The 12,029-nt window shown below is 45.0% G+C and carries 11 protein-coding genes; 3 read left to right on the forward strand and 8 right to left on the reverse strand.

Features of this window, described 5'->3' with window-relative positions; genetic code table 11:
• Window positions 1-5: 5 nt before the first annotated feature.
• The 7 genes from BMZ72_RS28640 to BMZ72_RS28675 form a co-directional block, all read right to left on the reverse strand.
• Complete coding sequence (locus tag BMZ72_RS28640) at window positions 6-746, reverse strand: DNA-formamidopyrimidine glycosylase family protein (RefSeq protein ID WP_089813548.1); 741 nt, start codon at window positions 744-746, stop codon at window positions 6-8.
• Window positions 747-795: 49 nt separating this feature from the next.
• On the reverse strand, window positions 796-1,620 hold the full coding sequence (locus BMZ72_RS28645) for a DUF5953 family protein (protein WP_089813550.1): 825 nt from the start codon (window positions 1,618-1,620) through the stop codon (window positions 796-798).
• A 328-nt stretch (window positions 1,621-1,948) separates the two neighbouring features.
• Window positions 1,949-2,332 (reverse strand): DUF3037 domain-containing protein, encoded by a 384-nt coding sequence (locus BMZ72_RS28650; protein WP_089813552.1) that lies wholly within the window; start codon window positions 2,330-2,332, stop codon window positions 1,949-1,951.
• A complete protein-coding gene (locus BMZ72_RS28655; RefSeq protein ID WP_089813554.1) occupies window positions 2,310-3,107 on the reverse strand; it encodes a HipA family kinase in 798 nt (265 codons plus the stop codon). The genes BMZ72_RS28650 and BMZ72_RS28655 overlap by 23 nt, the downstream gene beginning before the upstream one ends.
• Window positions 3,108-3,181: 74 nt before the next feature.
• Complete coding sequence (gene uvrA, locus BMZ72_RS28660) at window positions 3,182-5,713, reverse strand: excinuclease ABC subunit UvrA (RefSeq protein WP_089813556.1); 2,532 nt, start codon at window positions 5,711-5,713, stop codon at window positions 3,182-3,184.
• Window positions 5,714-5,755: 42 nt separating this feature from the next.
• The gene (locus tag BMZ72_RS28665) at window positions 5,756-6,898 is read right to left on the reverse strand and encodes a tetratricopeptide repeat protein (protein ID WP_089813558.1); all 1,143 of its coding nucleotides are present in this window, start codon (window positions 6,896-6,898) and stop codon (window positions 5,756-5,758) included.
• 299 nt (window positions 6,899-7,197) lie between these two features.
• On the reverse strand, window positions 7,198-7,710 hold the full coding sequence (locus BMZ72_RS28675) for an RICIN domain-containing protein (RefSeq protein ID WP_089813562.1): 513 nt from the start codon (window positions 7,708-7,710) through the stop codon (window positions 7,198-7,200).
• 140 nt (window positions 7,711-7,850) lie between these two features.
• Between BMZ72_RS28675 and BMZ72_RS28680 the strand changes: the two genes are divergently transcribed.
• The 3 genes from BMZ72_RS28680 (at window position 7,851) to BMZ72_RS28690 (ending at window position 10,364) form a co-directional block, all read left to right on the forward strand.
• Window positions 7,851-8,276: a lipocalin family protein gene (locus tag BMZ72_RS28680; protein ID WP_089813564.1), complete on the forward strand. Its 426-nt coding sequence runs from the start codon at window positions 7,851-7,853 to the stop codon at window positions 8,274-8,276.
• Window positions 8,277-8,385: 109 nt separating this feature from the next.
• Window positions 8,386-9,324: an NmrA family NAD(P)-binding protein gene (locus tag BMZ72_RS28685; protein WP_089813566.1), complete on the forward strand. Its 939-nt coding sequence runs from the start codon at window positions 8,386-8,388 to the stop codon at window positions 9,322-9,324.
• Between the two features lie 533 nt (window positions 9,325-9,857).
• Window positions 9,858-10,364 carry a hypothetical protein gene (locus tag BMZ72_RS28690; protein WP_089813568.1) on the forward strand — a complete coding sequence of 169 codons (507 nt, stop codon included), beginning with the start codon at window positions 9,858-9,860 and terminating at the stop codon, window positions 10,362-10,364.
• Between the two features lie 26 nt (window positions 10,365-10,390).
• On the opposite strand, the gene BMZ72_RS28695 is transcribed toward BMZ72_RS28690, so the two are convergent.
• Window positions 10,391-11,917 (reverse strand): clostripain-related cysteine peptidase, encoded by a 1,527-nt coding sequence (locus tag BMZ72_RS28695; RefSeq protein WP_143087808.1) that lies wholly within the window; start codon window positions 11,915-11,917, stop codon window positions 10,391-10,393.
• Window positions 11,918-12,029: the final 112 nt, after the last annotated feature.

Here is a 12,029-nt window from a genome sequence, read left to right on the forward strand (position 1 = left end):
CCGTTTTATTTAGTATCGTAATACCTGATCTGACAATTGGTACAATAAAAGGTACGTCGCTTTGTCTTGCCTATATATGCTTTGTGAAAGGGAATATGACAACGGGGACAGATCTTCTTTGTATGTGCCAGCCAGTGGTCCCTGAGCTTATATTCCTTCTTCCAGTGCAGGAAATCAAAGCTGTAGTTCACCACTTCCTTCACTAATTCACGTTTCTTTTTTAGCGGCAGCTCCCCGACGCTGGTCTCCGGATGTACCCTGATACGGAACAGGACCTCATTCTTGATAATATTACCGGAACCGGCAAAAATATCCTGATTCAGGAGGGCATCAGCTACCAGCATGTCAGGTACCTCCTTCAGTTTTTTCATGGCTTTTCCGGGGTCCCAGGCTTCATTCATGATATCGCCGCTCCAGTCATAGACCTCATCCAGCGGTTCATCTATGATCCTGACAGCGCAGGTGTAGAAATTCAGTTCGCCTTTCGCAAATTGCAGATGTAATACCGGATTACTGTTCTTTTGCTCATTGATCCTGTAGGTGCCGAACATCAGCAGGTGAATCCTCACAGTAAATCCTTTAAAACAGATCAGGAAGTGTTTGCCCCAGCTTTTGAAGGCAATGATCTTTTTATTGCGGAGTCTTTCCAGGTCGATCTTTGCATATCCGGCCACATCAATGACCTCCTTTCCCCTGAAAGATTGTACTTCTTCTTTTAGTATAACAATGGATGGACCTTCTGGCATATGATACTATTATAGATAACAGTATACAAGATCTGCGCCAGCGAATCGGTCAGTCCCCTCCCTGTTGCAGGCTATACAGATCAAAGTGATCGTAAAGAGCCGCTAATCTTTCCAGGTGTGCTGTATTATGGGTATCAAAGTTCTCTTTCTGTACAACAAGGATATAACCACCATCTGCTCTTTTTTCTATCACTTCGAATGGCGCCTGTTTTATCTTCTCTTCTCCCACTGCTCTTACCTGCGCCTCATTCCAATAGTTGAACCAATAGATAGCCGGTGGAATTTCCAGCGGATTAAACAATTCCGGTGAGATGACACGGCCGATACGGGCAGTCAGGTGTTCCGGTGTTTCCAATACAATTTCCGGTGTGGAGATCTCTTCATCTATTTCCACTTCACCATAAAAAGAAGCAAAGGAAATAAGCGTTTCAAGGTCCGTATCATATACGGCAGCATAGGTCGCCTTATAGGCGGCTATAACAGCCACAAAGAAGTCATGGAAGGTATAGTAGGAGAAATGTCCCTGTGGTTGTAATAATGGTCTGCCACCATTAAAGGTAAAGGCAGCTGTATCTTCATGTGTATATTCAAACGGGTCCGTATGTACGAGAGAGAATAATGGATGCTCTCTGTCGGTGAACAGGATCACGTCTTTATCATAATCGCCTTTATCCCAGTATTGCTCCAGATCGGCAAAAGCCTTTTCCAGCGCAGCAGGGGAAGTATAAGCATTGTAAGCGTTCCCATCATAGATGTATTGGAGCCTGGTGGCTTCACTATGATCATTACAAGTCTGTACAAGATCAAGAAAACGAGGCAGGGAATCTGCTTCTTTCCGGCGGAACAGTTGTAAGGTGCTTACGTGTAAAGACATCGGGCTACGGGGTTGTTTGTTGTAAATCTAACCAAAAAGTACATACAAAAAAGAGCATACAAAAAACTTAACATAAGCATTCCGGAGACGTATATGTGCAGTATTATGAACGACCTTTGGTGTGTTGAAAGCCTGTCTGCCTGCATTATCCTGATCATACTCAGGCTATAGTCATCCATCGTTCATGCTTCGATCAGCAACCAAGGATGAATGATAGATGACTATAGTTTAACTAATAAATAGCCGGATATAGTACAAAAGTGAAGTTATACCTAAAAGGATGTCTTTAGAAGCGATCAGCAGGTAGAAAACTGCTATATATCACCAGTTATAACACCAGCTGTTCATGTAATCTGGCCAGTGCCTGCGGCAGATCACTACAGAAGCCGGGATGTACCTTCCCTGCCTGTACCACCGTACTACGGGTAGCTGTCAGCCAGCGGAAGCGGGAAGCCAGATCCAGTTGTCCGATAGGTCCTGCCTCTTTACCACCCTTACATATGCAGGCAAATGCCTCAAGGTAGGATTTTACCTCTTCTATATCTGTTTCAGGAGAGAAAGCCCGGAGCCGTTCTTCATTCAGCGTAATGATCGCCTGTAAGAATCTCTGTTGTTTGGAATAGAGAATGACACCGGCATTGAGAAACTCTTCCCGTTCCACTCTCGGCATAACGCGGATCACGGCGTACTCAAATAAGTGTTTTTCTTGCATTTTGCGCTTCATTTACGAATGTTCCGGCATTGGCTATCCGGGTGATTAAAAAACGGGCATATACCTCTCTGATCTCTTCCGGTGTACCATGATGCGATAAGGTCAGCAGCCATTCGTCCGGCACTACGGCAACGATAGCACGGATCTGTTCTTCTGTCAGTATAGCACGGAAGGCAGCGTCTGCTTTTTCCAGTTCTGATGCCTGTGGCAGCAGCACATGATCTTTTACCTGCACAAAAGGACGTTTGGCCTGTTCTTCCCAGTTATCCCAGGAATGATGGAAATACAGGGATGCGCCATGATCGATCAGCCACAGTTCCCTGTGCCACATCAGCATATTTGTATTACGGGGCGTACGGTCTACGTTGGTCAGCAGGCAATCCATCCATACGATCTGAGAGGCCGTCAGCGGGTCTATTACGGCGACAGTAGGATCGTAGGTAATGGCGCCTGAGAGATAATGCAGCGCCAGGTTTAAGCCTACACTGGCCTTCAGCAGGTCCTGTATTTCTTCGTCCGGCTCTGTACGTCCGAAGGCGGTATCAAGGTTAGCGAATACGATCTCCGGTATCTTCATGCCCAGGGTACGGGCTACTTCTCCTCCTATCAGTTCTGCGATCAGGGCTTTAATACCCTGGCCGGCGCCACGAAATTTCAGTACATACAGGAATCCATCATCCGCTTCGGCAATGGCCGGCAGGGAACCTCCTTCACGCAGAGGCGTCACATACCTGGTCACATTGACCGTTCTCAGGTCGGGTTGTTTAATACTCATTGATTCATTATTTATACAAATGGCAACCGGCAGTCATTGATCCTGCCGGTTATCAAAGTGGCGTGAAATTAAGCCTATTTAAGATGACGTGCAAGATATGCGGCGGTACGGCTGTTGCGGTCTCTGGCTACGGTTGCCGGTGTTCCGCTGGCCACCACTTTACCGCCCTCCTCTCCTGCACCGGGTCCGATATCAATGACCCAGTCACTGCCTGCCAGTACGCGCATATTATGCTCTACCGCAATAACCGTGTTACCGGCATCTACAAGACGATTCAGCTGTGACATCAGTTTTTCCACATCCGCAGGATGTAAACCGGTAGTAGGTTCATCCAGTATGTAGAGTGCATTACCACGGCCCATACGTTGCAGTTCTGTCGCCAGTTTGATACGTTGCGCCTCTCCTCCTGATAACTCGGTTGCCGGTTGCCCCAGCCGGAGATAACCTAATCCCACTTCCCGCAATACGTGTAGCGAATGATGGACAGTCGCTTCATCACTAAAGAAGTCCCAGGCATCATTCACGGTCATCTGCAACACATCGGCGATGGATTTCTTCCGGTATTTAATCTCCAGTGTTTTGGCATTATATCTCGATCCTTCACAAACAGGACAGGGCGCATATACACTGGGCAGGAATAACAGCTCGACCATAACGAAACCTTCCCCGTTACAGTTTTCACAACGCCCTTTAGCGATATTGAAAGAGAACCTGCCTGCATCATAACGACGGGCTTTAGCCTCCTTAGTGGAAGCAAAAAGTTTACGTACATGATCAAACAATCCGGTGTAAGTCGCCAGGTTGGATCTTGGTGTACGCCCGATGGGCTGCTGATCCACCAGCACCAGTCGTTTGATATGTTCCATTCCGCCTGCGATATAGCCTTCAAGAGTGGCAGGGGCTTCCTGTTCCAGCAGGTCGGCGTTTTCTTCTTCTGTAGCATGCTGCTGCCCTAATTTTTCCAGCACCAGTTCTACGAGTGCCTGACTCACCAGACTGGATTTGCCCGAACCGGATATACCGGTGACTGTAGTGAATACACCCAATGGGAAATCCACTGACAACTGATGCAGGTTATTACGGGTAATATCCTTCAGTTGCAACGTCGCTTTAGGCGTACGCGGTTTGTGAGAGATCCCTGTATTTTCTTCGAAGAGGTATTTGCGGGTAACAGATTCTTTAGCTTCTGCCAGTCCTGCCGGCGGACCACTATAGAGTATTTGTCCGCCGTGCTCTCCGGCTGCCGGACCAACATCCACGATCCAGTCTGCATGTCTGATTACATCCAATTGGTGTTCTACCACAAAGAGCGAGTTACCGGCAACTTTCAGGCGGTCGAGCGCTTTTAATAAAGCCTCCGTATCGGCAGGGTGCAAACCAGCAGAGGGTTCATCCAGTACATACACTACTCCGAAAAGATTAGAGCGGACCTGTGTAGCCAGCCGGAGACGTTGCAATTCACCAGGAGATAAAGTAGGCGTGCTGCGTTCCAGCGTGAGATATCCTAATCCCAGTTCCATCAATACTTCCAGGCGAGCTGCCAGATCTACGGCAATACGCTGTGTCACGATCGCTTTTTCCGGGTGATCATGATCTGCGCTCAATGGTGTCTTACTGGTTGCATAAGGCTTTACCGTACTATACAGACGCGCTAATGGCAGTCTTGACATTTCGGTAATATCGAGACCCGCGAATTTGACGGAAAGTGACTCCTTCCGCAGCCTTTTACCATCGCAGGTAGGGCATGCAGTACTGAGCATGTACTGCGTGACACGCTTTTTCATCATAGCACTCTGCGTATTGGCAAAGGTGTGCATGACATATCTCTTGGCACTCATAAAGGTGCCCATATAATTCGGCTCTTCTTTTCTTTTGAGGGCACGTTTAACCTCTTCAGGCGAGTATCCCGGATAAACAGGAACGACAGGCTGATCGTCGGTGAAAAGGATCCAGTTACGGTCTTTTTTCGACAGGTCTTTCCACGGGGTGTCCACATCATAACCAAGGGTGGTGAGGATATCCCGCAGATTTTGGCCCTGCCAGGCAGTAGGCCATGCCGCAACTGCCCTTTCCCGGATGGTCAGTGTATCATCCGGCACCATAGATTGCTCTGTGACGTCATAGATACGACCCAGTCCATGACATTGCGGACAGGCCCCTTCGGCAGTATTGGGAGAAAAAGCTTCTGCGTAGATGATAGCTTGTCCGCGTGGGTAATCTCCTGCGCGGGAGTATAACATACGCAGCAGGTTGGATAAGGTGGTTACGCTACCTACAGAAGAGCGGGTAGTTGGTGTACCCCGTTGCTGTTGCAGGGCAACCGCCGGCGGCAGACCATCAATTTCATCCACTTCCGGAACAGGCATCTGGTGAAACAGTCTGCGGGCATAGGGTGAAACGGATTCCAGGTAACGGCGCTGGGCTTCCGCATACAGGGTACCGAAAGCCAGTGAAGACTTACCCGAGCCGGATACACCAGTAAATACCACAAGGGCATCTCTGGGGATAAGGAGGTCTACATTTTTGAGATTATGTTCCCTTGCACCCCTTACCTGTACAAAACCACTCATGGGAGAGCGGTCAGGCTGTAAAGATTTATCTGACATGCCTGAACCGCACAAAGATTATGCCCCGTACAGAATGTCAGGTTATTTCTGGAAGCGGGTTTTAAGGTAATCGTAGATCTGTTTTTCTTCGGTACTTTCTCCTTTATAGAGCTGAATATATCGTTTATAGTAGCGGGTAGCCATTGCTTCATTTTTCAGATGCGCATCATAGATACGACCGATACTATACTGTTTCAAAGGCTGATGGAACATGTAATAGGCGGTATCCAGACTGGCAATGGCCGGCTTATATTGTTTCATGGCTTCATAGTTGATGGACATACCGGTATAATAGTTATCCAGACTGGCCGATTTTGCCATATCAATACAGGTCTGCAACAGGTCGTTACTTTCCTGGTATTTCCCCAGCTGTGTATAGGACATGGCAGCGTAGTACATGATATTTTCCGAACTGGACATGCGGGCGGCGAGATAATCATGCACGGCAATACAGTCCTTAAATCTGTTAAGGTTGAATGCTGCTGCGGCGACATAAAGAAATGCATTAGGAGAGGCAACATTGAACGTTTTCAGCTTATCTCCCATTGTCAACGTGCGTTTATAATCCTTTAGCAGGAAAGATACCCGGGCGCCTGTCATCAGTACGAAAGCACTGCCGGAGTCTTTGGCGAGGTAGGTATTGATCAGCGTATCTGACATACCCAGGCGCTTTCTGTCGATCCATTCTTCCGCCAGTCTGGATACTACTCTGGCATCTGTGGGATTGAGTTCATAGGCCTTTGTCAGCCATATAAAAGCAGAGTCGGACTGTCTGGCAGTAAAGCCTGCCATCCCCAGTTGTTTCCATGCGGCTGCGTTCTGCGGACGCAGCTGAACGATCCGTTTATAGTGTGCAATAGCAGAAAACGGCTGCTCCTGCTGCATGTTCATAGAGGCGATATACTGATGGGCAGTGATATGATTACTATCGAGCTGTAATACCCGCTGATACTGATTAATGGCATCTGAGACCTTTCCGGCCTGGTAGTAGGTATAGGCGAGCAGGGAAACGTGCTGCGCATTATTACTGTCAATAGTGGGTTGAAGGTAGGCAATGGCTTCGTCGTACTGCAGGTCCTGGAGGTATTCCATTACGCGGTTCCTGTCCAGGGTGGATTGTGCCGCCAGTCTGTCTGTCATTGTGCATAAGAAAAGCAGGCATAGTAAAGATTGCAGGTAATTCATCTTATAGCATTTGAGGCTAAAACTAAATATTTAGTTTTAAAAAGAAAAATTTAGTTGATGATGTAAATGAGGGAGGGTTCCTGGGTTTATAGCGCCCTGGAAGGGTATCTGGAAAATAGTCTGGGCGAATGGGAATCAGGTGGCAGATATGGGAAGCCTGCTACAACAGAAAACAGAATGGGGTTAAAGCGACCTCGGATCAGACAACCAGGAAATACGCGAAAGCCGGACAATAGCATAACATCCCTGCCAGCTCAGGCAGGCTTGTAAGCGCACCAGAACCGGCAGGAATGACATTATTACATGGTAGGCTGCTGTTCGTGGATCGTCCAGTGCTGTAGTTTTGAGTTATTCTTCTTTGCGAGGAGGACTTTTGCGTTGACAGTCCCATTGTCGTCGGCAGGCGTGAGGTACAGTTCTGACCCTTTCAGGCGAATGAGATAGGTACCTTTGTCAACAGGTATAAATTCATACTGCTGACTGGATTTCCCTGCTGCCACGGGTTGTTCTTCGAGGGTAGTACCTGCGGATGGTTTTTCATCAACAGGTTGCATGGTTTTACCGGAGAAGAGGTTTTTAAGCTCATAGGTATCCCCATTTACCTGCTGGAAGTCCCAGGTGACACATTTCCAGTTCACCGGCGTGTAAGCAACGATAGGCGTTCCATTTCTTGTATCTGCATCTTTTATCCGCAGATAGATGCCGGTCTGAACATTTTGAATGGCATAAGTGCCTTTGATAGTCTGCCCGAAAGCATTCACAGCAATAACATTAAGTATGGCCGTGGTCCATAAAGTGTGGAGATTTTTCATACAATGATATTGTTGTATAAAAGTTCGTCATACCGGCGGACAGTGCCAAATTAAATTATTATTCCCCAAGGCAACCAAATGTCTGATATATCCGTATTAATAAGTTAGAAGCCCCATCGAAACCAATAAAACTCACGTATATGAAGAGAAGCAGCTGGATACTAGCTATGTTCTTTTGTGCATGTGTCATGTCATGCAGTAACAATGATGATAATAATCCGACGCCTTCAATCAATCCGGATGCCCCTACAACGGGCACATGGCGGGTGACATTGTTTACCGACAGCGGTAAAGATGAAACCAGCGATTTCAGTGGTTATACCTTCACTTTTGACAGTAATGGAACGGCCGTGGCAACAAAATCAGGGACAAGCAAAAATGGCAGTTGGAGTGCCAGCAGCAGTTCGAAAAAATTTAACTTAAATTTTGGAATAAAATCAGACGCCAATAAACCCCTCGGAGAATTGACAGATGATTGGGAAATTATTTCTCTGAGTGCTACTGAAATCAAGCTGAAGGACGATAACGACGACAGCGGAGAATACCTGACCTTTAACCAGAACTAAAAATAAGATGCCCTATTCCTATCCGGGAACAGGCTATCTGTAAAAACAGTAGCCTGTTTTGTTATGTATGGACTAATTTTTGGTGTATCTCCAAAAAACCCAAAGTTTTATGCATATTATATTAGGCGCGTCAGGACGGGTCGGTTCTGGCATAGTATCCCATCTTATCCAACGCAGAGAACACGTTAAAGGTATTATCAGAGACGAAAAGAAGGCTCCCCAATTGAAAGCACTCGGCGCAGACGTAGCCATAGCTGACGCCAATGATCTTCCCGCACTGGTAAAAGCCTTTCAGGATGGCAGTACCCTGTTTGCCATTACTCCCGAGACACATCATGAACGTAATGTGATAGGAGAAACAATCGACATTCTCGATAACTATAGAAAGGCTCTGGCCAACTCCCCTATCAAGAGACTTGTGGGTTTATCCTCCATCGGTGCGCAATATGAAACAGGTACCGGTAACCTGGTAATGTCCTATCTGCTGGAACATGCATTTACTGCTATGCCTGTCAAACAGACATTTGTACGTCCTTCATACTATTTCAGCAACTGGATGATGTACCTGGAATCAGTACAGGAGAAAGGAATTTTACCAACATTCTTCCCGGTAGATTTAGCGCTTCCGATGGTATCACCTGAAGAAGTGGCTGCATTTGTTGCCAATGTTATACAAAAAGAGGAAGAAGATGGCAAAATATATGAACTCACCGGTCCCGCAATGTACAGCAGCAATGATGTGGCAGCAGCATTTTCAGCCGTATTGGGTAAGGAGGTGAAGGCAGTACAGATCCGCAGAGAAGACTGGGAAAGCACTTTACATGGTATCGGCTTTACGCCGGACGCGATCAGAAACTTCGTTGAAATGACACAGGCTGTCATCTCCGGTAAGGCAGCACCTGAAAAGAAAGGCACCGTGCAGGTTGAACTGAAGACTACGCTGGAAGCGTATGTAAAAGAACATATCCCGGCACAGGCAACTGTGGCTCCCGTTACGAAGACAACTAAAACCAGAAAGAAAATAGCTGGCAAAAAAGCCGCAGCCTGATAAGCACAACGTTCTTTCTCTGTAGCCAACCAACTTTCAATGTCTCCATCTGTATGCATGTCAGGTACCTGTGCTAACAGGTAAAGGGATTGTCATGTCCCCTGTATTTCCATCCCCTTTATAACAACGCTATTACGCATCCTTCCAAAAAATACAAAGTAGTTGGTATTTTTGAAAGGATGCGTAATGCTTACTTTTAAGTCAATCCTGATCGTCCGGAGCAACATATGGACGTCATTATTCCACCATTAATCCCACAATATGAAGAAGCATTCCTCAAAACACACTAAGCGTATATTAAATTGTGTCCCTTCAAAAGCGGTGGGGAATGATTGGGGGGCTGCCTGGTGGGCAACGGCTGATAGCACAATGCTACATCCCCCGGGGAAATCCCCCTCCCGGAATGACGTGTTTTACACATTGTGGATGGAGGCCTGTTTTAGGAAATTTGTTATCAACACGTGCTGTTACGCTCTTTACTTACCTCAATTAAATGATAGTCCTCACGATATTTTCAACCAAAAATATATTTTATGAAAGAAAATGTAACTCACGAAACTACTACAACGCCTGCAACTTCCGTCACTACTGTAACTACTATAACTACTGTAACTACTGCAACCCCAATAACGCCCGCAAGACCATCAACTTTCCTCCAGAAAGATCTTGCTGGTATTGAAATGAATCCAGGCGTTATTATAGACGTCATTCCCCTATCTGACACCACCAGTATAATTCCCAGTAAGACGCTTGGTTTTAACGCAACTTGTTTAGAAAATGGTGAAGGAAAAATTAGGTTAAAAGTAGAATTCGAAATTGAAGTAGAAGGAATCATCAAAACCAGCAACTTTAAGCCAGAAGAGACTCACAATCCTATGGGAGATGAAGTAGTCTACATAAAATTCGACAACGTCGACAAAAAATCTTTTACTAATAAAGTTTTTAACAAAATGATACAAGTAAGCCGCTCTGAAGGAAGTAACGCAGTGTTATTTACAATGGGGGTTCCCGATATTGGAAAAACAAGGTGGGGAATATAATATTCCCAATTAAAACAGGGATGCAATCAAAAAGTATCAGCGTCTTTTACTTTTTGATTGCATTTTTTGTCTAAAGATAATTTCTCATCAAGATACCTTTTGAGAAATTCATCCCAGAATTGACATTTTGAAAATTCATTGTCTGAATAAAATTTCAAAATCTGCTGTAACTGAAATTCATCATCTTCTGGCAATGAGCGGTTTCTTCGTGGAAAGAAAATAGCAAGCGATGTCGGATAAAATGGCGACCCCACTTCATAAGTAGCGAAAGGGATAGCAGCTTTTGCACGTTTACACAACTTCATCAACTCCTCTATAGCGATCTGAAGTTCCGGTGTCCAATAATCTTTAATGTCATCAACCAGATCTGACAAAAAATTTGTTATATCAAGAAATGAAAGTTTGTCATCAAGTTGCGGGCCTTTAAAATTTCCAAATCTCCCATCCTCACGTACCTGATAGACATGGCAGCATAAGGATCTTTTACCCAGTTTGTTTTCAAACGCTTTGTCGAATACTACAGACATCTTGGAAAGCTGGTCGTACACTAATTTATACTCTGATAGTCTATTCAAGGACAAAGCCACTTTCCCACGATCTCCATATGCAGAGGTGATCGCCGTCTGCCTGCGTGTATAAAAAGCCTCCTTTATTACATCAAAACACGTAGTTTCAATATCGAGCGTCGGATTTCCCGCAATTGCCTTAAAAACCATCTTATATGAGATCCCATATGTTGGAAAGCCAACTTCTGTAGCACAAAGATACTTTGCAACCTTTCTCAATGCATAACCATTTTCAATCGTCTGCATATAACAATTAACATGCAGAATCAGGTCAAAAGGAATATTATCATTATATGCGAAATTATATTTTCGCTTTGCTTCACTAAATTCACGCTCTATTATTAAAGCAAACTGAAAACTGGTTAAGTAGTTGACGTCAGGCGAACTTAAATTGTCTTTTTTCTTTTCAGCTATCAGATGCCTATTTTTTCTTGCAAATCCGGTATTACTTCTTTTTAGAAAATCATATGAAGTTAGTCGCTTAATTTTGTATTTATTGCTCTTAAAACTGTTAGCCAGAATCTCAAGCAGATGATTCTGATCTTCCTGAACAGATGCTATTTCTTCGATAAATAAATTACTTTTAACGAAACCATTCCTGGCCGCTGCCATATTGATCTTGTTTATTACTCCAGGTTTGGTCATAATACCAAAACCAGCGCCGTGACCAATAGTAAACATCATATAGCGATCAGAAATGACAGGTTCCTTGTCATCAGTAAGTACATATTCTCTTAAAAAGATAGGAAGTGCGCCTTTTTCAGGGTCAGTATCATAAAAATCTTTATCCTCCAGTTCAACTTCTTTCTGCTTCTTCCTGTTGTGGAATATTTCTATTTTACAGGAATTATCCTTATCTATACATAAGAAAGCGTATCTGATATTTGAGGAAAGATCAATAGCATCAAAAATTTCTTTAGTAAATACGTCCGCCCCATCCCCTACAAATTGAACTATTACCACAATGGTCACATCAAAACGAGCCATAATCAGACTTTTTTTATTGTTTGTGTTGCTGGGTTGTGTAAAAGAAATGTGTGGTCAGTCAAAAGAAATTGTCCCGCTAAATACATTCAACCAGGATGATGGCCTGGCGTCA

Origin of the sequence: Chitinophaga sp. YR627, from assembly GCF_900114995.1 — a bacterium.
Taxonomy (GTDB): domain Bacteria; phylum Bacteroidota; class Bacteroidia; order Chitinophagales; family Chitinophagaceae; genus Chitinophaga.

Bases quoted from the DNA above. Each gene is read 5' to 3' on its own strand.
- BMZ72_RS28640 (WP_089813548.1), bottom strand. From the start codon at position 746: ATGCCAGAAGGTCCATCCATTGTTATACTAAAAGAAGAAGTACAATCT.
- BMZ72_RS28645 (WP_089813550.1), bottom strand. From the start codon at position 1,620: ATGTCTTTACACGTAAGCACCTTACAACTGTTCCGCCGGAAAGAAGCA.
- BMZ72_RS28650 (WP_089813552.1), bottom strand. From the start codon at position 2,332: ATGCAAGAAAAACACTTATTTGAGTACGCCGTGATCCGCGTTATGCCG.
- BMZ72_RS28655 (WP_089813554.1), bottom strand. From the start codon at position 3,107: ATGAGTATTAAACAACCCGACCTGAGAACGGTCAATGTGACCAGGTAT.
- uvrA (WP_089813556.1), bottom strand. From the start codon at position 5,713: ATGTCAGATAAATCTTTACAGCCTGACCGCTCTCCCATGAGTGGTTTT.
- BMZ72_RS28665 (WP_089813558.1), bottom strand. From the start codon at position 6,898: ATGAATTACCTGCAATCTTTACTATGCCTGCTTTTCTTATGCACAATG.
- BMZ72_RS28675 (WP_089813562.1), bottom strand. From the start codon at position 7,710: ATGAAAAATCTCCACACTTTATGGACCACGGCCATACTTAATGTTATT.
- BMZ72_RS28680 (WP_089813564.1), top strand. From the start codon at position 7,851: ATGAAGAGAAGCAGCTGGATACTAGCTATGTTCTTTTGTGCATGTGTC.
- BMZ72_RS28685 (WP_089813566.1), top strand. From the start codon at position 8,386: ATGCATATTATATTAGGCGCGTCAGGACGGGTCGGTTCTGGCATAGTA.
- BMZ72_RS28690 (WP_089813568.1), top strand. From the start codon at position 9,858: ATGAAAGAAAATGTAACTCACGAAACTACTACAACGCCTGCAACTTCC.
- BMZ72_RS28695 (WP_143087808.1), bottom strand. From the start codon at position 11,917: ATGGCTCGTTTTGATGTGACCATTGTGGTAATAGTTCAATTTGTAGGG.